This window comes from Marivita sp. (assembly GCF_048006345.1).
Taxonomy (GTDB): Bacteria; Pseudomonadota; Alphaproteobacteria; order Rhodobacterales; family Rhodobacteraceae; genus Marivita.
Map to the genome: position 1 here is coordinate 1,238,983 of NZ_CP180351.1, position 20,579 is coordinate 1,259,561.

The window sequence follows — 20,579 nt, forward strand, 5'->3', positions numbered from 1 at the left end:
CTGCGCCGTGTCGAGGCGCGAATCTCTGGCTCCAATGTCACTCGATTCGACACGATCGGCGCTTGTCTGGACCGGTCCTTCTTGGGATAGAGGGGACAATCGGGGAGACATCAGATGAAAATCGCCACGTTCAACATCAACGGGATCAAGGCGCGCCTGCCCGCACTGACGGATTGGCTGCGCGACAGCGCGCCGGATGTGGCGCTGCTGCAAGAGATCAAATCGGTGGACGAGGCGTTCCCGCGCCAAGAACTGGAAGATTTGGGGTACACCGTGGAAACCCACGGTCAGAAAGGGTTCAACGGCGTGGCGATCCTGTCCAAGCTGCCGTTGGAAGATGTCACGCGCGGCCTTCCCGGTGACGACAGCGACGAACAGGCGCGCTGGATCGAGGCGACGGTGATCGGCGATACGCAAGCCGTGCGGGTGTGCGGGCTCTACCTGCCCAACGGAAACCCGGCGCCGGGGCCGAAATACGACTACAAGCTGGACTGGATGAAGCGGCTGGAAGCCCGGGCGCGGGACCTGCTGGCGGACGAGATGCCAGCGTTGATGGCGGGCGACTACAATATCATTCCGCAGGCAGAGGACGCGGCCAAGCCCGAGCAATGGACCGATGACGCGCTCTTCCGGCCCGAGTCGCGCGCTGCCTTCCGCCGCATTCTGAACCTTGGCTTTACCGAAGCCTTCCGCGCCTGCACCCAAGGTGACGGGCATTATTCGTTCTGGGATTATCAGGCGGGCGCATGGGAGCGGAACAATGGCATTCGCATCGACCATTTCCTGCTCACACCCGAATGCGCCGACCTGATGACAGAGTGCTGGATCGAAAGCGCGGTGCGGGGACGCGAGAAACCGTCGGATCACGTCCCGGTCTGGGTGTCGCTGGCGGCCTGATCGTCAGCACCGGCTTGCGGAATACCAAAGCCCGGCATACATCTTTTGCAACGTCCACAACCGGAGAGCAGCGCCATGGCCATGCAAGCGCAGGAAATCGAAGACCTGATCCGCGCAGAGTTTCCCAACGCCAAGATCACCATCACCGATCTGGCCGGCGACGGAAATCATTACGCGGCCGAGGTGATCGACGAAAGCTTCAAGGGCATGAACCGGGTCCAGCAGCAGCGTGCCGTCTACGCCGCCCTCAAGGGCAAGATGGATGGATCGCAGGGCGAGTTGCACGCGCTGGCGCTCACCACGAAAGCACCGGCCTGATGCCCGCGCGGCTCTGGAATATCCTGATGATCCTGTCGATCGGTCCTTTTGCCGATGCCACGTGGTGTCGTCCGGCAGAAACGGCCCGCCACACAGGCGCAGCATGATCGACTTTCTGACCAACACCTGGCCAATGTTTGCAGCCATTGGCCTTGTCACTGTGATAACTGTCGGCGCAACCATGCCGTATATCCGCAAGGATCGGAAACGCCGCGAAGAGATGGAGCAAGAGAATGACTGACGCGAAACAGATTATCGAAGAGACCGTGAAGTCGAATGACGTGGTGCTCTACATGAAAGGCACCAAAACGATGCCGCAATGCGGATTTTCGAGCAAGGTGGCTGGCGTGCTGAACTACATGGGCGTCGAGTATGCCGATGTGAACGTGCTGGCGGACGAGAATATCCGTCAGGGCATCAAGGAATATTCCGACTGGCCGACGATCCCGCAGCTTTATGTCAAAGGCGAATTCGTCGGTGGCTGCGACATCATCACCGAGATGACCCTTTCGGGCGAATTGGACCAGCTCTTTGATGAGAACGGCGTCGGCTATGACAAGGACGCCGCCGAGAAGATCCGCGAAGCGAATTCCTGATCGGTTCGTTTCTCGCGAATGACCAACGGCGCCCTGACGGGCGCCGTTTTGCGTTTGGGTCTGAGGCAGTGTCGCCCTACCCTGCTTTTTCTTCCACATCGCGGGCCAGAGCTTCGGCGCGTGCCGCGATTTCCTGAAGCGACTCGGTCACGTCCGTTGGCACCACCGGTACCTCGATCCGTTCCGGCTGGGGCGGCGGCGCGTCCTTGAGCGCCCGCAGTTCCGACAGGTAGGCGGCTGCACGGTCTTCGCTTTCGCGCAGCTTGTCCTCAAGACCGGCCGTCTTGTCTGCAAGCATCAGCCCCGCCATGAGGAGCATCCGTGCTTCGGGGATACGTCCGACCTGCTGCGCCAGAACCTGTGCTTCGGTGTCGAGCATGCGGGCCGCAGAATGCAGGTATTGCTCTTCGCCTTCCTGGCAGGCCACATCAAAGCTGCGACCGCCGATGGTGATTTCGACTTCGGGCATCAGTTCGCCTCCTCGGTTTCAGCTGCAGCTTCAAGCAACGGCGTCAGGGACGCGATGATCGCGCGTGTCTCTGCCGCCTCGACCGAGCGGGCGGCGCGCAGGCCCTCCAATTCGGCCAACATGGCCTTGTTGATGAGATGCGGTTCGCCAACATTCTCGGCCAGTGCCTTGCGCAGTTCTTCGTTCGTGGCGCGCAGCATCTCGTTGGACTGGCGCAGGCGCTGGAGATCGAGGTCCAACGCCGCCACATCCACCGTGGGTGCCGCTGGTGCCGGTGCCGCTGCGGCCTTGATCGCTTCGATCTCTTGCCGGTGGGTTTCGTGGAGCTTCCGCACCCGCTCTTCCAACTGGGCGTTGGCCAGCTTTTCCTCGTCCAGCGCATCCTGTAGATGCGCCACCTCTGCCGGGTCGATTCCCGGCTCGGCGGGCACCTCTGGAACGGCCTGTGCTGCACGCTCTTCCAACCGGGCTACACCTTGTGCCACCCGGTCCAGCGCCGCCGTTATGCGATATTGCAACTCGTCAATTTGGGTCATTTGCCTGATCCCCGTTTGTTGTGCGCCCACCGTTGGCGAGACACCGCCAGACGCATTTTTCCGTGCTCTCGAAACGAATCGCTCCGTCCTCTTAATGTGAAAGTTTAACAATCCGCGTTCGAAAATGCGCCCCCTTATGCACATATGGCAAGGCTGTGCCGCTTGAACTCTGCGTTGACGCTGGTATGAGCGCCCTCAACGACCCCTTTTGCCCCCATCATGAAGGACGAGACGGCCCGTGGATATCGAGACCCTCAAAGCCCAGAACCCCGACCATTGGAACAAGGCGGCGGCGATCCGTGCGCTGACGCTTGATGCCGTGGCTGCCGCCAATTCCGGACATTCGGGCATGCCCATCGGCATGGCGGATGTGGCCACCGTGCTTTATGAAAAGCACCTCAAGTTCGACGCCGCCCATCCCGGCTGGCACGACCGCGACCGGTTCATCCTGTCGGCGGGTCACGGATCGATGCTGCTCTATTCGCTGCTGTACCTTGTGGGCGATCCCGAAATCACCCTGGATCAGGTCAAGAATTTCCGCCAATGGGGCGCGAAAACCGCAGGCCATCCCGAGAACTTTCTCGCACAGGCGATCGAGACCACAACCGGCCCGCTGGGTCAGGGCATCGCCAACTCGGTTGGCTTTGCGATGGCGGAAGAAGCGCTGCGCGCGCGCTTCGGCAAGAAGCTGGTCGATCATTATACGTACGTGATCGCAGGCGACGGGTGCCTGATGGAGGGCGTGAGCCACGAAGCCATCGGCATTGCAGGACGTCAGGAGCTGTCCAAGCTGATCGTCTTCTGGGACAACAACAACATCACCATCGACGGCACGGTTGAGCTGTCCGACCGCACCGATCAGGTTGCACGCTTTACTGCAGCGGGCTGGCACGTGCAGGAGATCGACGGCCACAACCCGGCCGAGATCGACGCGGCGATCACTGCTGCGAAGGCGGACAAGCGCCCGTCGATGATCGCCTGCAAGACACATATCGCGCTGGGTCACGCGGCGCAGGACACCTCCAAAGGTCACGGCGCGCTGACCAATGCGGACCAGAACGCGGCGGCCAAAGCGGTCTGGGGCTGGACCACCGGCCCGTTCGAAGTGCCGGCCGACATCAAGTCGGCGTGGGAAGAAATCGGTCGCCGCGGCACGGCAGACCGTGTTGAGTGGGAAGCCCGACTGGCCGACATGTCGGATGCCCGTCAGGCTGAATTCGCGCGCACCATGGCCGGTGAAGCGCCGAAGAAGCTGTCTTCAACCATCAAGGCGCTGAAAAAGCAGATCAGCGAAAGCGCGCCCAAATTGGCCACGCGCAAAAGCTCGGAAATGGTGCTTGAAGTTGTCAATCCAATCCTGCCGGAAACCTTTGGCGGCTCGGCTGACCTGACCGGGTCGAACAACACCAAGACCGGCGATCTGGGCGTGTTCGACGTGGACAACCGCAAGGGCCGCTACATGTATTGGGGCATTCGCGAACACGGCATGGCCTCGGCGATGAACGGCATGGCGCTGCATGGTGGCATCCGCCCCTATGGCGGCACGTTCATGTGTTTCACCGATTATGCCCGCCCTGCGATGCGCCTCTCGGCCTTGATGCAGGTGCCGACGGTCTACGTGATGACGCATGACAGCATCGGTCTGGGCGAAGACGGCCCGACCCACCAGCCGGTCGAACATCTGGCGATCAGCCGCGCAACGCCGAACACGCTGGTGTTCCGTCCTGCCGACACGGTGGAAACCGCTGAGGCGTGGGAGATCGCGTTCACCCAGACCAAGACGCCGTCCGTGCTGTCACTGACCCGGCAGAACCTTCCGACCGTGCGGACCGAACACAAGACCAAGAACCTCACGGCGCAAGGCGCCTATGTGCTGGCCGATGCCGAGGGCAAGCGTCAGGCGATCCTGATGGCGACCGGCTCTGAGGTCGAGATCGCAATGGCGGCGCGTGATATCCTGCACGCCGAAGGGATCGGCACGCGGGTGGTGTCTATGCCCTGCTGGGAGCTGTTCGAGGAGCAGGACGAGGCGTATCGCAAGCGCGTGTTGCCAGGTGGCCCGGTGCGCGTGGCCGTCGAGGCGGGCATCCGCTTTGGTTGGGACCGCTGGCTCTATGGCGAGCGCGGCAAGCGCGAGAAGTCGGGCTTTGTCGGCATGCACGGGTTCGGTGCGTCGGCCCCTGCGGAAACGCTTTACGAGAAGTTCGGGATCACTGCCGAGGCCGTGGCACAAAAAGTGCGCGACCTGGTCGAGGGCCGCTGGCAGCCCGATCCCCGCGCGTAGATAAGCTTTGGGCGACCTCGCGAGCCGGGGTCGCCCATAAGCGATGCATCGATGCATCGCCCGAACGCGTAGACGCGTTGGACACTCGAAACATCACCGAAAATGCGAGTCCCGACCTGTTGGCCTGGCCCGTTGTGACAGGCTCGGTGGATCGCGTTGCACGACCAGACGCACGGGGTCGCGATTGCAGAACACCACAAGCTGATCGCCGTTTTCCACCAGCGTGAACCCGCGCCGCCGCACCTCGCGCAGAAAAGCGTCGCGTCCCACAACCTGTTCGACATCGCAGGCGGAGCGGTGGATCACACCGCCCCGTCCCACTGCCTTTGCCGAGAAGACGTTGCGCAACCAGGTGTCTGGATCAAGAAAGCTCGGAATCGTCATGTCCCATGCTTAGCTCGAACAGAGTTAAGACAGGATTAACGCGCCTCAGACACCTTTCGGCATCACCGCCGTCCAGACCGGACCGATGATCTTGACCCCGACCGGGATCAGGATCAGGCCCCAAATGAAACCCAGAACAAAGTCGATGCCGGCCGTCACAGCCCATTCGACAAAAGCCTGCCCTGCCCCGATGGCCACGGCGACGCCGTGGATGGCATCCTCGGGCCCATGCCAGCCCATCTGCGCGATGGAATGCACGATGATCGATCCACCGACCCAGAGCATCGCCGCCGTGCCCACCACGGTCAGCATCTTGAGCAGCCATGGCATGAACTTGACGATCCCGCGCCCCAAGGCACGGGTCAGCCCAAGCCGCCCTACCTGCGAAAGCCAAAGGCCCACATCGTCCATCTTCACGATCACCGCCACCGCGCCATAGACCGCCAGTGTGACCATGATGCCGACAAGCGCCAGTGTGGCCCCCTGCATCCAGATGTTGCCTTCTTCGATCACCGACAGCGCAATGGTCATGATCTCGGCCGACAGGATGAAATCCGTCTTGATCGCGCCTTTGACCTTTTCCTCTTCCAGATGCAACGGGTCCTGAATGTCGTGGCTGCCATCCGGTCCACCGGAATGATCGTCATGGGGGCGCAGCACATGCACGATCTTTTCCGCCCCTTCGAAACAGAGGTAACTTCCGCCAAGGATCAGCAAGGGCGGGATCATCCACGGTGCGAAGGTCGACAGCAGCAATGCTGCGGGCAGAAGGAACACCAGCTTGTTGATCAGTGATCCCCGCGCGATGCGCCAGATGATCGGCAATTCGCGGGCGGGTTCGAACCCATGCAGGTATTTTGGAGTGACCGCCGCGTCGTCGATCAGGACGCCTGCGGTTTTCGACCCGGCTTTGGCCGCCGCCGCACCGATGTCGTCGATCGAGGCCGCGGCCACCTTTGCGATGCCCGCCACGTCGTCCAGAAGCGCCAACAATCCGCTCATACCCGCTGTCCCCCATGTATCTTGCCCAAGACATAGCGCCCCGGTCCATGAGCCGCCAGCACAAGGCACCCTCCGGCAATGGCCCAGTTCTTGACGAAGATGCTCATTTGCCACGGATCTTCGGGGATCAGGTGAAAGACGCTTGTTACCGCGCAATAGGCTGCAAGTAGCACAGCCACGGGGCGTACCGCCCAGCCGACCGCCACCATCCCCCCTGCGATGGCGTTGAACCCAAGCGCCACCCACACCAAGGCCGTGGGCAGATTGAAACCGGACAGCAACTGCATCGCCGGTTCGGGGTCCACAGCCTTTTGGATCGCGCCCCCGACGAAAAGCGCTGCAATCAGAATACGTCCGATCAGGACCGCGAGATCTGCCAGCACCATCATAATTTCCGATTCCGCAACATAGGTTCGGTGTTACCGCAAACCGTCGCGAAGCGTTAGCGCCATCATCCGGCCGAGCCATAGGTTTTGCGCTAACATATTGTGAAATCATACCTTTTTACTTTGCGGTTGCAGCATACCTGCGTATACGACCCCTAACGCACAGCGCAGGAGACATGCCCATGACCGTCACTCTTGGAATCAACGGTTTCGGTCGGATCGGCCGCTGCACCCTCGCCCATATCGCCGAAAGCTCGCGCAATGACGTGCAGGTGGTGAAGATCAACGCGACAGGCCCGATTGAGACCAACGCGCATCTGCTGCGCTATGACAGCGTGCACGGTCGCTTCGGCGGAGAGGTCAAGGTCAAGGGCAACACGATGGATCTGGGCCGTGGCCCGATGGAGGTTTTTTCGACCTACAACCCCGAAGAACTCGACTGGTCGGGCTGTGACGTGGTTCTGGAATGCACCGGCAACTTCAACGATGGCGCCAAGGCGGGCATCCACATGGAGCGCGGTGCGAAGTCGGTTCTGATCTCGGCCCCGGCCAAGAACGTGCAGAAAACCATCGTCTATGGCGTGAACCACCGCTCGCTTGTGGCCGGTGACACGATGATCTCGAACGGCTCCTGCACCACAAACTGCCTCGCGCCGTTGGCCAAGGTTCTGGACGAGGCGATCGGCATCGAGAGCGGCATCATGACCACGATCCACTCCTATACCGGCGACCAGCCGACGCTGGATCGCCGCCATGCCGACCTCTACCGCGCCCGCGCAGCCGCCATGGCGATGATCCCGACCTCCACCGGGGCCGCAAAGGCGCTGGGGGAAGTGCTTCCGAACCTCAAGGGCAAGCTTGATGGCTCTGCCGTGCGCGTGCCGACCCCGAACGTGTCGGCTGTGGACCTGACCTTCTACGCCAGCAAGGACGTCACCGTTGCCGATGTGAACGAAGTGGTGCGCGAAGCCGCCGCCACCCATATGGGTACGGTTATGGCCTACGATCCCGAACCCAAGGTCTCCATCGACTTCAACCACACCACGCAATCGTCGATCTTTGCGCCGGACCAGACCAAGGTCGTGGGCAATCGTATGGTGCGCGTTCTGGCGTGGTACGACAACGAATGGGGCTTCTCGGCACGCATGGCTGATGTGGCCGGTGCGATGGGCCGTCTGCTTCACTAAGCCAAGCACATTCCAGATAAAGAGCACCTGCAACGAGATAAATTCGTTGCAGGTGTTTTGCTTTTTGCGACCGCGCGCGTCGCGCTTCGCTCCCAATGCGGCGCTGCAGCAATAGCGCTCCTGCGCGAGTCCCCTAGCCTTGCGTCGAGGACAGGTTTTCGTCGCATCACAGGGGCTGGCAAATGGCGCAGATATTTTCAGGCATCTGGGCGCTCTTGATCGGCATTGTGTTTATCATGCTGGGCAACGGCATGCATTTTACGCTGATCGGTCTGCGCGGTGACATCGAAGGATTCTCGGCCACAGAATTGGCGATTGTCGCGTCCGGGTACTTCCTTGGATTTTTGTCAGGGGCGCGGCTGACGCCGGGAATGATAAAACGGGTCGGACATGTGCGCGTCTTTGCGGCGCTTGGCAGCTTCATGTCCGCGGCGCTGATCGCGTTTCCCCTGCTCACGGACCCAATCCTGTGGACGGTGTTGCGCATATTGGTCGGGTTCTGCATGTCCGGGGTCTATGTGACAGCGGAAAGCTGGCTCAATGCATCGGCCACCAACGAAACCCGCGGCAAGGTGCTTTCGGCCTACATGATCGCCCAGACGCTTGGCATCATCGGGGCGCAGGGCCTTTTAACCCTTGGAGACGCGGCAACCGCAGGCCTGTTCATCGGCGCGTCGATCCTTGTGTCGATCTCGTTCGGACCGATCCTTTTGTCCGTCACACCTACTCCTGCGGCCGAGGTCACCCGGCCCATGCCGTTGCGCGACTTGTTTCGGGGATCGCCCTTGGGGACGGTGGGAATCTTCTTGCTGGGCACGATTTACGCCACGCAATCCGGCATGGGGGCTGTCTATGGGGCACAAGTGGGGATGAGCGCCAATGAGATATCGCTGTTCATCGCGATGCTCTTTGGCGGTGCCCTGCTGCTCCAGTTTCCAATCGGGTGGCTGTCGGACAGAATGGACCGAAGAAAGCTCATTCTCGGCTGTTCGGCCCTCGGCGCGACTTTCTGTATTCTGGGTTGGATCAATGGCCCCAGCATTGTGCTGCTGATGGGAGCCGCCTTTCTGACCGGCGGTGTCACCACACCGCTTTATGCCCTGATCCTCGCTTACACCAACGACACATTGGATGCCGAGGATATGCCCGCGGCATCGGGTGGGCTGGTGCTTACCTTTGGCATTGGCGCCATTCTCGGTCCATTGGCCGCTGGCGCCGCGATGGAGGCATTGGGGCCGCAGGCGTTCTGGATGGTGCTCGGCGTGACTTTTGTCGCGATTGCGGCCTATTCGGCATACCGCATGACCCAGCGCCCGGCATCCCCCGTGAGCGAAACGGACAGCTACCTTGGCGTGCTTCCGACCGCGTCGCCCGTGGCGGTCGAAGCGGCGGGAGCCTGGGCTGTGGAGCAAGGCGAGATCGAGCGCGGAGCTGGTGCCTGATCGGTCAAATCAGCGGAAAACAGCTCTAAACTTTTGTTGGAGATGCGCTGATCCAGACCCCAGACCAATATTCCGAGGCAGTCGGGAATGCCATGTGACGGTCATCGGCGCTGCATGTCGCAGCCCGCATGACCCTCAAAGGAGACATCCCATGACACGTATTCTCGCCCTCGCCCTTGCCCTCGCTCTGCCGGTATCGGCTTTCGCGTCCAGTGACGCAGCCCTTACCACGGAACGCGTGACCGAGATCACCAACAAGCTGACCGCCGAAGGTTACGAAGTCCGCAAGATCGACATGGAAGACGGCATGATCGAAGCCTACGTTCTCAAGAACGGTCAACGCTACGAGCTCTATCTCGATGCCGCTCTGAATGTCGTCAGCACCAAGATCGACGATTGATCCATGCTGGTCCGCGCCTCGTGCGCGGACCGCCAATCCCGGAGCGTAACATGACATCCTATAAAATCTGGGACCCGTTCGTCCGGGTCTTCCACTGGGCGCTTGTGGCTGGCTTTGCCGCCAACGCGCTTTTTACCGATGATGAAAGCAAGCTGCATGAATGGCTGGGCTACGCCCTTGTAGCGCTCATTGCCGCGCGGTTGCTGTGGGGCCTCGTTGGGTCCCGCTATGCGCGGTTCGGATCGTTCTGGCCAACCCTGTCCAAAGTCACGGCGCAGGTGTCCGACATGGCCACGGGCCGCAAACGGATTCACCTGGGCCACACCCCGTTGGGTGCGCTGATGATCTTCAACCTGCTTGGATCGGTCCTGCTGATCGGTTTGACCGGCTACATGATGACCACAAACGCATATTGGGGCGTGGACTGGGTTGAAGAAACCCACGAGGCCTTGGTAACTTGGGCCGAGATTTCCATCGTGCTGCATGTGCTTGCGGTGATCTGGGAAAGCCGCCGGACCGGGGTCAACCTGCCGCGCGCCATGATCACAGGTGTCAAGACCGTGCCGGACGGAGCCAGGGCAGAGCCGTGACCTTCCAGAATTCCACGAAACCGGTGTCGTTGCTGGTCCTGATCGTCGCGCAATCCCTTTGCGCGGCGTTCTTCCTCTGGGACGTGGTTGTTGATGGGTTCGACATGGGGATCCCCGCGTTTGTGTCGAGCCATTTCGTTATCGAGTTTCTGGCGGTACTTGCTCTGATCGCCGGTGTGATTTTCGAGACCCGCTATCTTTTCGCCCTGTTGCGGCGCAAGGCGCATCTGGAAGAGCAGCTTGGTCTGGCGGCTGGTGCCTTCCACGACATCGTCGAGGCCCGGTTCGACACGTGGTCGCTCACCCCGTCAGAACGGGATGTGGCGCTATTTGCTCTCAAGGGCTTCGGCATCGCCGAAATCGCCGAACTGCGCGGCTCGGCTGAAGGCACGGTGAAGGCGCATCTCAACGGCATCTACCGCAAGGCGGGCGTCACCGGGCGCGGTGCTTTTGTTGGGCTCTTCATCGAAGACCTGATGTCGATCCCCCACGCGCCCAACGACGTCACGGCGTGACAAGCCTGACCCGCTCTGGCATTCTCGAACCCAAGAGCAGAGGGGCGCGACGACGATGACCAATACACTCGCCATCGGGTTGGGGCTGATGATCCTTGGCGGATTGGCGGTGGATGCCTTTCTGACCGGAGGCGACGGTTTCATGTTCCTTGCGTCCAAAATGATCGACTTCCTGGATTGGATCGCGTTCTGGCGATGACGACCGGGCCGTACGGTTGCTTGACAGCTGCGCGGACATCTGTTTGTTAGCGGTAACGGAACCCGGCAGAGTTTTCTCTCCGAACCAGAGAGGGCATCCCAATGAGCACCAAAGTCGCCATCAACGGATTTGGCCGCATCGGCCGCAACATCCTGCGGGCCATCATCGAATCCGGTCGCACCGATATCGAGGTTATCGCGATCAATGATCTGGGTCCGGTCGAAACCAACGCGCATCTTCTGCAATATGACAGCGTGCATGGCCGCTTTCCGGTCGAGGTGAAAACCGGCGAGGATTTCATCGATGTGGGTCGTGGCCCTATCAAGGTGACCGCGATCCGCAACCCGGCAGACCTGCCGTGGTCCGATGTGGATGTTGTTCTGGAATGTACAGGCATCTTCACCAGCAAAGAGGCCTGCCAGGCGCATCTTGAAAACGGTGCAAGCCGCGTGCTGATTTCCGCTCCGGGCAAGGATGCGGACAAAACCATCGTTTATGGCGTGAACCATGACAGCCTGACCGCCGATGACCTGATCGTGTCAAACGCGTCCTGCACCACCAACTGCCTGTCTCCGGTCGCATATGTGCTGAATAACGCCATCGGGATCGAGCGTGGGTTCATGACCACGATCCATTCCTATACCGGCGACCAGCCGACGCTGGACACGATGCACAAGGATCTTTACCGCGCCCGCGCCGCGGCGCTTAGCATGATCCCGACCTCCACCGGGGCCGCGAAGGCCGTGGGTTTGGTGCTGCCGGAACTGAACGGCAAGCTAGATGGTGTTGCGATCCGCGTGCCCACGCCCAACGTGTCGGTGGTCGATCTGACCTTCACCGCCTCGCGCAACACCACGGTCGAGGAAATCAACGACGCGATCCGCGCCGCTGCTGATGGCCCGCTCAAGGGCATCCTCGGGTATACTGACAAACCGCTTGTGTCGTCGGACTTCAACCACGACCCGCATTCGTCGATCTTCCACATGGATCAGACTAAGGTCATGGACGGACACATGGTTCGTATCCTAAGCTGGTACGACAACGAATGGGGCTTCTCGAACCGCATGGCCGATACGGCTGTTGCGATGGGCAAGCTGATCTGACGCATAGTTTTACCATCTGGTAAAATCGAAAAGGCCGGGCACATATGTCTGGCCTTTTTTGTTGCGACCCTTGCAGTCAGCGCAAGGCGGCCTTTCGGACCTGTCAGTTGTTCTGCAGCGCAGCATCCCTATCTTCAGACCTGTAGCTGGTAGCGCAAACAGTCTGCTGGCTCAGGACCATAAGCAAGGAAAGGACTGACCATGGCCCATCTTATGTCTTCCCTGCGGGACCGTCTTCAAAAGCGGGCCGCTTACAATCGCACAGTTCGGGAAATCCGGTCGATGCCGCTTGATGTTGCGCTGGATTTGAACATTTATCCCGGCGATGCGGAAAAGATCGCAGCCAAGGCCATTTACGGCCGCTGACCAACGACATCTTCGTTGACACAGGACACAGCCGCGCATGCTTGCACGGCTTTTGTCATGTTTCGGGTCCGAATTTTTCGATCAGGGCCTGACGCACCGGCGCCGTGACGAACTTTGATACGTCCCCACCCAACCGGGCGATTTCCTTGACCAGCTTGGAGGCAATCGCCTGATGCCGGGCCTCGGCCATGAGGAACACCGTCTCGACGCTGTCATCCAGCGCGCGGTTCATCCCGACCATCTGGAATTCATACTCGAAATCCGCAACCGCGCGCAGTCCACGTACGATGATCGTGGCTTCCACATCGCGGGCGCAGTCGATCAGGAGGTTCTCGAACGGGTGGACAACGATCTCGATTCCCGTCTGTTCGGACAGAGACACACATTCGGCCTCGATCATGGCAACGCGTTCTTTAAGGTCGAACAACGGTCCCTTGTCGCGATTGATGGCAACGCCAATCACCAACCGATCCAGAAAGGCCGAAGCCCGTCGGATGATGTCGATATGGCCCATTGTGATCGGGTCGAATGTCCCGGGGTAAAGACCGATGCGCATGGGCAGTCTCCGGCAAGTCGTCACGTTTCCCCCTGTCTCGCATCAAAAGCGCAGGGAGTTCAAGCAGATGACTGTCTCGGGTCAGTGACCCATGATCATCCCTTCCAGCGCGTTCCGCTCCATTGCCAGTTCCGTCAGGCGGGCTTTCACCACGTCACCGATGGTGATGAGGCCAACCAGCTTGCCATCCTCGACCACGGGCATGTGGCGGAATCGACCTTCGGTCATCTGGCTGAGGATGTGGTCCGCATCGTCATTGCGGCTGCAGGTCACGAGCTTCTGGGTCATGTAACTGTCGACGCTGTCTGAAAGGCAGGACGCGCCCCGCGTGGCCAGTTCCCGCACGATGTCGCGTTCCGACAGAATGCCAAGGGCTGTCTCGGCATCGTCAGACACAACCACTGTACCGATGCGTTTCTCGGTCAATATCTTGGCCACGTCTGCGATGCTGGTCCCGGACTTTACGGTCACAACCGCATCTGTCGCCTTGCTTTTGAGAATGTGATGAACTTGCATGGTCTCTCCTCCGGTCCCTGTGCCCCTTCAGCGTCCTCACAGACCCGTGTTCTGTCAAGTGCCTGAAAGTAACGCCTCCAAACGCGCCACTTCGGCGCGCACGCCTTGGGCCAATGCAGTGGCAAACCGGGTGATCCGGTCAAGGCGGCGGTCTTCGGCATGGCGGACAAGGTAGAAACTGCGGGTGAACGACAGCGCGTCGGTCAGTACGCGGCGCACACCGGGCGCAAAGGGCAGCGCAAAATCATGGGCGATGCCGATGCCGCCGTGCTGGCGCAAGAGTTGCAATTGAACCGAGGCCGAATTCGACGCCAGTGCCACCCGGTCAAGGGCCAAATCACTGAGGTAATCCAGTTCCTTGTCGAAGATCATGTCGGGGATGTAGCCGACGATCCTGTGATCTTTCAGGTCCGCTACGGAACTGAGGGGCGGGTGTGCGGAAAGATATGTTTGGCTTGCCGCAAGATGCAGCTTGTAGTCGGTGATGCGTTGGTAGGACAGCCGCGATGCGGTGGGCGGACTGACGGTGATCGCCATATCCGCTTCACGGCGAGACAGGTTCACCACACGCGGCAACGCGACGATCTGCAGGTCGAGGTCGGGATTGGCCTTCGACAATTCGGCGAAAACCCGCGGCAGCACGAAATTTGCACAGCCATCCGGTGCCCCGATGCGGATCTGCCCAGTCAGAGTGCCCGCCTCACCCGTCAGGACAGAGCTTGCGCCCTGCATCGCTTGTTCCGCGCGTTCGGCGTGGTCGATCAGCCGGGTCCCCGCCTCGGTCAGGGTGTAGCCTTGCGGGCTCTTTATGAAAAGCGCCTGTCCTATGGCCTCTTCCAGCCGGGCCACCCGGCGACCAACGGTGGCGGGATCCATGCGCAGCGCCCTGCCCGCCCCGGACAAGGTGTCATGGCGCGCGACGGAAAGGAAAATTCGCAGGTCATCCCAGCTTTGCACACCCTATCCTTTGCATTTTTGCAAAACGTATTTGGGATATTGCCTCTTTGATCCGCATTTTTGCAAGACTAAGATGTGGCCAATCACCTGAGGAGGATTCCATGCAAGAGTTGACCCATTACATTGGCGGCGAACACGTCAAAGGCACATCCGGTCGTTTTGCCGATGTCTACAACCCCGCAACGGGCGAAGTTCAGGCCAAGGTGCCGCTGGCGTCCACGGACGAAATCGCCAAGGCCATCGAGATTGCCGCGAAGGCCCAGCCTGCATGGGCCGCAACCAACCCGCAGCGCCGTGCGCGCGTGATGATGGCCTTTGTCGGTCTTTTGAACCGCGACATGGACAAGCTGGCCGAGGCGCTGAGCCGCGAGCATGGCAAGACCCTGCCGGACGCCAAGGGCGATGTGCAGCGCGGTCTGGAAGTGGTCGAGTACTGCATTGGCGCGCCGGAACTGCTCAAAGGCGAATACACCGACAGCGCGGGTCCGGGCATCGACATGTATTCGATGAAGCAGCCGCTAGGTGTGACGGCGGGCATCACCCCCTTCAACTTCCCGGCGATGATCCCGATGTGGATGTTTGCCCCTGCGCTGGCCTGCGGCAACGCGTTCATCCTCAAGCCGTCCGAGCGTGACCCGTCGGTGCCGCTGATGCTGGCCGAACTCATGGAAGAAGCCGGTCTGCCGAAAGGCGTGTTGCAGGTGGTGAACGGTGACAAGGAAGCGGTGGATGCGCTGCTCCATCACCCTGTTGTTCAGAGCATCGGCTTTGTCGGCTCGACCCCGATCGCGGAATACATTTACGGAACCGGCTGCGCCAACGGCAAGCGCGTGCAGTGTTTCGGTGGTGCCAAGAACCACATGATCATCATGCCGGATGCCGATATGGATCAGGCCGCTGACGCGCTGATCGGTGCAGGCTACGGTGCTGCGGGCGAACGCTGCATGGCGATCTCGGTTGCTGTCCCCGTGGGCCATGAAACCGCAGATCGGCTGATCGAAAAGCTGGTGCCGCGCATCGAGAAGCTCAAGGTTGGGCCCTACACGGCTGGCAATGATGTGGATTACGGTCCCGTCGTGACAGCCGCAGCCAAGCAGAACATCCTTGGCCTGATCCAGTCGGGCGTCGATCAGGGCGCAAAGCTGGTCGTTGATGGCCGCGATTTCAGCCTTCAGGGCTATGAAAACGGGTTCTTCGTCGGACCGCATCTGTTTGACCACGTGACCCCGGACATGGACATCTACAAGAAAGAGATCTTCGGCCCGGTTCTGTCGACCGTGCGTGCAGGCTCGTACGAAGAAGCGATCAAGCTGGCGATGGACCACGAATATGGCAACGGCACCGCGATCTTCACCCGCGACGGTGACGCGGCCCGTGACTTTGCTAACCGGATCAATATCGGCATGGTGGGCATCAACGTGCCGATTCCGGTGCCGCTGGCCTATCACACCTTTGGTGGCTGGAAGAAATCGGTCTTCGGCGATCTCAACCAGCATGGCCCGGATGCATTCAAGTTCTATACACGCACCAAGACAGTGACCTCGCGCTGGCCGTCAGGCATCAAGGAAGGCGGCGAATTCAACTTCAAGGCAATGGATTGATTTGCATTGAAAATACCAGCATAAAGGGCGGACTTGTCCGCCCTTTATCATATGAGCTCCCGTGGCCATTTCCGTTCAGATCATCGCCGACCAAAATCTGGTTTACGTGAGATACACCGGCGCGATGCTGGTTGACGAGACAGCAGCCGCTTTGGGCGAGTTCGCAAAGCACCCCTTAGCGGGTCCGGGGCTGCGGCATCTGGTGGATCTGACCCGGTTGACCGACATCGACCGTGACTACGCAAAGTTCATGGAGATTCAGGCCAAGAAGGTCGAGACCATGGCGGGTCATGGTGTCGAAACGTTTATGGTTTACCTGGCAAATACGCCAATCGGGTTGCATGCCGCGAATATGGGCAAGAATGGATGGACGCCGGAAAGCGGCGTTGTCGCCATCGTGGTCGAGAACGAGGATCACGCGCTTGTCGCCTTGGGTTTGCCTTTCGACAGCATCGCGCAGATGCTCGAGAGATGTGATGCGCAGAGCGTGTGACGGCCTGATATCAATCTCGTTGATTTGAAACACAATTTCCCTGACAGTAGGGGCTTCCTTGTTCCTTTGGTCATTGGGGGCCTATGCCAGCCGAGTTTCACATCCTACCCGAGCACAATCTGGTTTACGTGCAGTACAGCGGTCTCATGCTGGTGGAGGACAGTCTGAAAGCGTTTGGTGCCTATGCCAGACATCCTGACGCCCGGCCCGGCCAACGCCATCTGATCGACCTGAGCCGGATCACCGACATGGAACGGGATTTTGCGCGGGTGATGCAGTTGCAGGCGACCAAAGGCGCGGATCTCGCGATGCGCGAGACCGAGACACTTATGGTCTATTTCGCCAACACGCCCGTTTCGCTCAAGGCGGCGGCGTTGGCCAAGAACGGCTGGTCCGCCAGCCAGGGCGTGATCGCGATTGTGCAGGAAACCGAAGAGGCCGCGCTGTCGGCTCTTGGCATCGCGGTGTCTTCGATCGAGGACATGTTGAACCCGGTCCTCCGCCAGACCCGCTAACGCGGAAAGGTCAGGTTCCCTGAAGACACCGTACCAAGCACTGAAATCATGGTTGTGATGCGGTGCGCGTCCAGCGGGTTGGCTGTCCCGGCGGGCAAGGTGATGACATCGCCATAGTGAATGCCGGTGTTGCTGACGACATCGGTGCTGAGGCGGTAATTCTTGCCGTTTGCGATGCTGAACGCGGATTGGACGTCCCGCATTGCTTGGCGCGGGTTAAAGATGGCGCTGGCCACGGCACCGGCCGCGCGGGCCTGAACTGCATAATAATTGGCCTGCCACATGTTTCGCGACGCTAGGATTGCAACGCTTGGAGCGTTGAACGTGACAAACGGCAAGCCCATTCGGGACCCGACCACTTGTGCAACCGCACCGCCTAGCGAATGCCCCGTCACGTAGACCGGGCCATGTGCGCTGACCCCAGATGCAATGGCTTCGCCAATTGGGTACATGGCAGTATTCATGCCCAGTGTCAGCTGCGCATCCTCCACCAGATCCGAGGCATTGTCGGTCCCACGAAACGCCACCACGAACACGCTGCCATCGGTATAGATGACGGTGCGAAGACCGGAATTCGGTTCGTACATGGGATCGGCTGCAGTCCAACGCGGGACGCTTGGATTGGCGTCATAAGCCCCGCTCGACATCCGGGCATAGTCAATAATTGTCGGCATCTGAAAATCCTCGTCGGCAATAATGCGAAAGAACTTACTCTGTTTTCAGGAAAGCATGAGTTTTTTTTCAAACAGACTGTCTGTCTGCCGACATAAAGGGCGCAGCAACATGTTTTGCGTTTTGCCGATCTTGCCGTCATCTTGGCAGGATCAAGGACAGGGAGGTGCGTCATGCGGGAACCGGCATTCAGCATTGGGATCGAAGAGGAATACCTGCTGGTGGACCTCGACAGCATGGCGCTGGCACAGGCGCCCGAAGGTCTCATGGAAGCTTGCGCTGCCGAGCTTGAAAAGCAGGTGAGCCCCGAATTTCTGCAATGCCAGATCGAGATCGGCACAAAGGTCTGCGCCGACATCAACGAAGCGCGTGAAGACCTCAAACGCCTGCGCAGCACGGTCGCGCGCTGTGCCAAAGCGTATAACCTCGCGCCGATCGCGGCCTCCTGCCACCCGTTTGGGGATTGGAAGAACCAGCACCACACCAACAAGGACCGCTACAATGCGCTCCAGGATGCGTTGGGTGGCGTGGTCCGCCGTATGCTGATCTGCGGCATGCACGTGCATGTGGGGCTGGATGACGATGCGCTGCGGGCTGATCTGATGGGGCAGATGGCGTATTTCCTGCCGCATCTGCTGGCGATGTCGACCTCCTCGCCGTTCTGGCAGGGAGAAGATACCGGGCTCGCGTCGTACCGGATTTCGGTTTTCGACAACCTGCCCCGCACCGGCTTGCCGCCCACCTTTGACAATTGGTCGGAATATGAACGCTCGGTTCAGGTGTTGGTCGATCTGGGTGTGATCGAGGACAGCTCCAAGATCTGGTGGGACCTGCGCCCGTCACATGCCTTCCCGACGCTGGAAACCCGCATCATGGATGTGCAGCCCCGTTTGGAGGACACGCTGACGCTGGCCGCCATCAACCAGTGCCTGATGCGGATGTTGTGGCGGCTGCGGGTGCGCAACCAGCGCTGGCGGCGCTATGATCCGTTCCTGATCAGCGAAAACCGCTGGCGCGCGCAACGCTATGGGGTGAGCGACGGGCTGATCGACTTTGGCCGCGGTGAGATCGTGCCGATGGCGGAGTTGACGGAAGAGCTGATCTCGCTCGTCGAGGAAGACGCAGGCATTCTTCGGTGTCACCGCGAGTTGGAGCACAGCCGCGAGATTGTCGCCCACGGCAATGCCACAACCCGGCAACGTGCTGTGGTGGCCGAGGCGAAGGCGGCAGGCAAGGACGCGGATGGTCAGATGCAAGCCGTTGTCAGCCATCTGGTCGAAGCCTTCCACGAGGGGCTTTGACCTTTTGCAAAAGTCCTGAAACAGTTGGCAATTAAACACTCGTTCAATTCACGCATCCAACGGGAGGAGCGGCGCGATGGATTTTGCCCTCAGAGAAGAACAATCCGCCATTTTCGACATGGCCCATGCTTTTGGTCAGACCCATATCGCGCCCCATGCCCGCGACTGGGAAGCACAGGGCACGATCCCGAAAGACCTGTGGCCTCAGCTTGGGGAGTTAGGCTTTGCCGGACTTTACGTGTCCGAGGAGAGCGGCGGTTCTGGCCTCAGCCGGTTGGATGCAACGCTGGTGTTCGAGGCGCTGTCGATGGCCTGCCCGTCCGTCGCGGCGTTTTTGTCGATTTACAACATGTGCGCCAAGATGATCGACGCCTTTGCCAGCGACGAGATGAAGGCGCGCGTGCTGCCCAAGGCGATGACGATGGAAACCGTGCTGAGCTATTGCCTGACCGAGCCGGGCAGCGGATCGGACGCAGCCGCGCTGAAAACACGCGCCGAGCGCACCAACGAGGGCTATACGCTCAATGGCACCAAAGCGTTTATCTCGGGCGGTGGCTATTCCGATCTTTACGTCGCGATGGTCCGCACGGGCGAAGACGGGCCCAAGGGTGTGTCGGCTGTTCTGATCGAGGACGGCACACCGGGGCTGAGTTTTGGCGGGCTTGAGGACAAGATGGGCTGGCGGTCGCAACCGACGCGGCAGGTCCAGTTCGATGACTGCAAGATCCCGGCCGAAAACCTGTTGGGCGAAGAAGGTCAAGGGTTCAAATACGCGATGGCCGGTCTGGATGGCGGGCGGCTGAACATCGCGGCCTGCTCGCTTGGAGCCGCCCAAACCGGGCTGACCTCGACCCTCGCGTATATGGCAGAGCGCAAGGCGTTCGGGAAATCCATCGACCAGTTCCAGGCGCTGCAGTTCCGGCTGGCGGATATGGAGATCGAGTTGCAGGCCGCGCGGACCTTCCTGCGACAGGCGGCGTGGAAGCTCGACACCGGCGCGCCGGATGCCACCAAGTTCTGCGCGATGGCCAAGAAATTCGTCACCGAGACCGGGTCCAAGGTTGTGGATCAATGTCTGCAATTGCACGGTGGCTATGGTTACCTGGCGGATTACGGGATCGAAAAACTGGTCCGCGACCTGCGCGTCCATCAGATCCTCGAAGGCACCAATGAAATCATGCGCCTGATCGTGGCACGTCAGATGTTGGCGCGTTGACCCTCTGGCTTCTTTGGGCTCGAAATACCTCGGGGGAGTCCGCCAAAGGCGGACGGGGGCAGCGCCCTCTTCCCCCTA

The 20,579-nt window shown here is 60.3% G+C and carries 27 protein-coding genes; 18 read left to right on the top strand and 9 right to left on the bottom strand.

The genetic code is table 11. The features are described from left to right. The first annotated feature begins 114 nt into the window (after positions 1-114). From xth to grxD, 4 genes are all read left to right on the top strand, one after another. Positions 115-897: an exodeoxyribonuclease III gene (xth, locus tag ACMVPR_RS06150; RefSeq protein WP_416882131.1), complete on the top strand. Its 783-nt coding sequence runs from the start codon at positions 115-117 to the stop codon at positions 895-897. Positions 898-972: 75 nt separating this feature from the next. After that, the gene (locus tag ACMVPR_RS06155) at positions 973-1,215 is read left to right on the top strand and encodes a BolA family transcriptional regulator (RefSeq protein WP_292267173.1); all 243 of its coding nucleotides are present in this window, start codon (positions 973-975) and stop codon (positions 1,213-1,215) included. 103 nt (positions 1,216-1,318) lie between these two features. After that, positions 1,319-1,456, top strand: coding sequence for a hypothetical protein (locus tag ACMVPR_RS06160; protein ID WP_292267171.1), 138 nt, complete (start codon positions 1,319-1,321; stop codon positions 1,454-1,456). Then, the gene (gene grxD, locus ACMVPR_RS06165; RefSeq protein WP_292267169.1) at positions 1,449-1,811 is read left to right on the top strand and encodes a Grx4 family monothiol glutaredoxin; all 363 of its coding nucleotides are present in this window, start codon (positions 1,449-1,451) and stop codon (positions 1,809-1,811) included. Before ACMVPR_RS06160 ends, grxD begins: the two co-directional genes overlap by 8 nt. Before the next feature lie 76 nt (positions 1,812-1,887). Here grxD and ACMVPR_RS06170 read toward each other — a convergent pair whose 3' ends face one another. Then, positions 1,888-2,280, bottom strand: a complete 393-nt coding sequence (locus ACMVPR_RS06170; protein ID WP_300585679.1) for a cell division protein ZapA — start codon at positions 2,278-2,280, stop codon at positions 1,888-1,890. Further along, positions 2,280-2,816: a hypothetical protein gene (locus ACMVPR_RS06175; protein ID WP_416882132.1), complete on the bottom strand. Its 537-nt coding sequence runs from the start codon at positions 2,814-2,816 to the stop codon at positions 2,280-2,282. The genes ACMVPR_RS06170 and ACMVPR_RS06175 overlap by 1 nt, the downstream gene beginning before the upstream one ends. Positions 2,817-3,054: 238 nt before the next feature. Here ACMVPR_RS06175 and tkt point away from each other — a divergent pair, with 238 nt between their 5' ends. Beyond that, positions 3,055-5,100 carry a transketolase gene (gene tkt / locus ACMVPR_RS06180; protein ID WP_416882133.1) on the top strand — a complete coding sequence of 682 codons (2,046 nt, stop codon included), beginning with the start codon at positions 3,055-3,057 and terminating at the stop codon, positions 5,098-5,100. Positions 5,101-5,193: 93 nt separating this feature from the next. Here the strand turns inward: tkt and ACMVPR_RS06185 are convergent, their stop codons facing one another. From ACMVPR_RS06185 to ACMVPR_RS06195, 3 genes are read right to left on the bottom strand one after another with little or no spacing between them, the layout of a single operon-like run. Next, the gene (locus tag ACMVPR_RS06185) at positions 5,194-5,484 is read right to left on the bottom strand and encodes a hypothetical protein (protein WP_416882134.1); all 291 of its coding nucleotides are present in this window, start codon (positions 5,482-5,484) and stop codon (positions 5,194-5,196) included. Between the two features lie 45 nt (positions 5,485-5,529). Then, entirely contained in the window at positions 5,530-6,486 is a 957-nt protein-coding gene (locus ACMVPR_RS06190; RefSeq protein ID WP_416882135.1) for a DUF808 domain-containing protein, read from the bottom strand. Continuing rightward, positions 6,483-6,875, bottom strand: coding sequence for a DoxX family protein (locus ACMVPR_RS06195; RefSeq protein ID WP_416882136.1), 393 nt, complete (start codon positions 6,873-6,875; stop codon positions 6,483-6,485). Before ACMVPR_RS06195 ends, ACMVPR_RS06190 begins: the two co-directional genes overlap by 4 nt. Positions 6,876-7,054: 179 nt before the next feature. On the opposite strand from ACMVPR_RS06195, the gene gap (ACMVPR_RS06200) reads away from it, so the two are divergent. The 8 genes from gap (ACMVPR_RS06200) to ACMVPR_RS06235 all read left to right on the top strand — a co-directional run bounded on the left by gap (ACMVPR_RS06200) (position 7,055) and on the right by ACMVPR_RS06235 (position 12,674). Further along, positions 7,055-8,059: a type I glyceraldehyde-3-phosphate dehydrogenase gene (gene gap, locus ACMVPR_RS06200; protein ID WP_416882137.1), complete on the top strand. Its 1,005-nt coding sequence runs from the start codon at positions 7,055-7,057 to the stop codon at positions 8,057-8,059. Positions 8,060-8,241: 182 nt separating this feature from the next. Beyond that, complete coding sequence (locus ACMVPR_RS06205) at positions 8,242-9,501, top strand: MFS transporter (protein ID WP_416882138.1); 1,260 nt, start codon at positions 8,242-8,244, stop codon at positions 9,499-9,501. Between the two features lie 151 nt (positions 9,502-9,652). Further along, entirely contained in the window at positions 9,653-9,901 is a 249-nt protein-coding gene (locus ACMVPR_RS06210; RefSeq protein ID WP_292264466.1) for a PepSY domain-containing protein, read from the top strand. A gap of 50 nt (positions 9,902-9,951) precedes the next feature. Further along, positions 9,952-10,491 (top strand): cytochrome b/b6 domain-containing protein, encoded by a 540-nt coding sequence (locus ACMVPR_RS06215; RefSeq protein ID WP_416882139.1) that lies wholly within the window; start codon positions 9,952-9,954, stop codon positions 10,489-10,491. Next, positions 10,488-11,006 carry a helix-turn-helix transcriptional regulator gene (locus tag ACMVPR_RS06220; RefSeq protein ID WP_292264464.1) on the top strand — a complete coding sequence of 173 codons (519 nt, stop codon included), beginning with the start codon at positions 10,488-10,490 and terminating at the stop codon, positions 11,004-11,006. The genes ACMVPR_RS06215 and ACMVPR_RS06220 overlap by 4 nt, the downstream gene beginning before the upstream one ends. Positions 11,007-11,061: 55 nt before the next feature. Further along, positions 11,062-11,205, top strand: coding sequence for a glyceraldehyde-3-phosphate dehydrogenase (locus tag ACMVPR_RS06225; protein ID WP_292264463.1), 144 nt, complete (start codon positions 11,062-11,064; stop codon positions 11,203-11,205). A 101-nt stretch (positions 11,206-11,306) separates the two neighbouring features. After that, the gene (gene gap, locus ACMVPR_RS06230; RefSeq protein WP_416882140.1) at positions 11,307-12,308 is read left to right on the top strand and encodes a type I glyceraldehyde-3-phosphate dehydrogenase; all 1,002 of its coding nucleotides are present in this window, start codon (positions 11,307-11,309) and stop codon (positions 12,306-12,308) included. Between the two features lie 201 nt (positions 12,309-12,509). Beyond that, a complete protein-coding gene (locus tag ACMVPR_RS06235) occupies positions 12,510-12,674 on the top strand; it encodes a hypothetical protein (protein WP_300585656.1) in 165 nt (54 codons plus the stop codon). 55 nt (positions 12,675-12,729) lie between these two features. Here the strand turns inward: ACMVPR_RS06235 and coaD are convergent, their stop codons facing one another. From coaD to ACMVPR_RS06250, 3 genes are all read right to left on the bottom strand, one after another. Continuing rightward, positions 12,730-13,230 (bottom strand): pantetheine-phosphate adenylyltransferase, encoded by a 501-nt coding sequence (gene coaD, locus ACMVPR_RS06240; protein WP_292264458.1) that lies wholly within the window; start codon positions 13,228-13,230, stop codon positions 12,730-12,732. An 81-nt stretch (positions 13,231-13,311) separates the two neighbouring features. After that, positions 13,312-13,746, bottom strand: coding sequence for a CBS domain-containing protein (locus tag ACMVPR_RS06245; protein ID WP_416882141.1), 435 nt, complete (start codon positions 13,744-13,746; stop codon positions 13,312-13,314). A 54-nt stretch (positions 13,747-13,800) separates the two neighbouring features. Further along, positions 13,801-14,703, bottom strand: coding sequence for a LysR family transcriptional regulator (locus ACMVPR_RS06250; RefSeq protein ID WP_416882142.1), 903 nt, complete (start codon positions 14,701-14,703; stop codon positions 13,801-13,803). 101 nt (positions 14,704-14,804) lie between these two features. Here ACMVPR_RS06250 and ACMVPR_RS06255 point away from each other — a divergent pair, with 101 nt between their 5' ends. From ACMVPR_RS06255 to ACMVPR_RS06265, 3 genes are all read left to right on the top strand, one after another. Then, positions 14,805-16,304: a CoA-acylating methylmalonate-semialdehyde dehydrogenase gene (locus ACMVPR_RS06255; RefSeq protein WP_416882143.1), complete on the top strand. Its 1,500-nt coding sequence runs from the start codon at positions 14,805-14,807 to the stop codon at positions 16,302-16,304. A gap of 61 nt (positions 16,305-16,365) precedes the next feature. Further along, positions 16,366-16,797, top strand: coding sequence for a hypothetical protein (locus tag ACMVPR_RS06260; protein WP_416882144.1), 432 nt, complete (start codon positions 16,366-16,368; stop codon positions 16,795-16,797). Between the two features lie 83 nt (positions 16,798-16,880). Further along, the gene (locus ACMVPR_RS06265; RefSeq protein WP_416882145.1) at positions 16,881-17,312 is read left to right on the top strand and encodes a hypothetical protein; all 432 of its coding nucleotides are present in this window, start codon (positions 16,881-16,883) and stop codon (positions 17,310-17,312) included. Here ACMVPR_RS06265 and ACMVPR_RS06270 read toward each other — a convergent pair. Next, on the bottom strand, positions 17,309-17,986 hold the full coding sequence (locus tag ACMVPR_RS06270; protein WP_416882146.1) for a hypothetical protein: 678 nt from the start codon (positions 17,984-17,986) through the stop codon (positions 17,309-17,311). The genes ACMVPR_RS06265 and ACMVPR_RS06270 overlap by 4 nt on opposite strands. A gap of 171 nt (positions 17,987-18,157) precedes the next feature. On the opposite strand from ACMVPR_RS06270, the gene ACMVPR_RS06275 reads away from it, so the two are divergent. Beyond that, positions 18,158-19,285: a carboxylate-amine ligase gene (locus tag ACMVPR_RS06275; protein ID WP_416882147.1), complete on the top strand. Its 1,128-nt coding sequence runs from the start codon at positions 18,158-18,160 to the stop codon at positions 19,283-19,285. A gap of 76 nt (positions 19,286-19,361) precedes the next feature. Further along, positions 19,362-20,501: an acyl-CoA dehydrogenase family protein gene (locus ACMVPR_RS06280; protein WP_416882148.1), complete on the top strand. Its 1,140-nt coding sequence runs from the start codon at positions 19,362-19,364 to the stop codon at positions 20,499-20,501. The last annotated feature ends 78 nt before the right edge of the window (positions 20,502-20,579 follow it).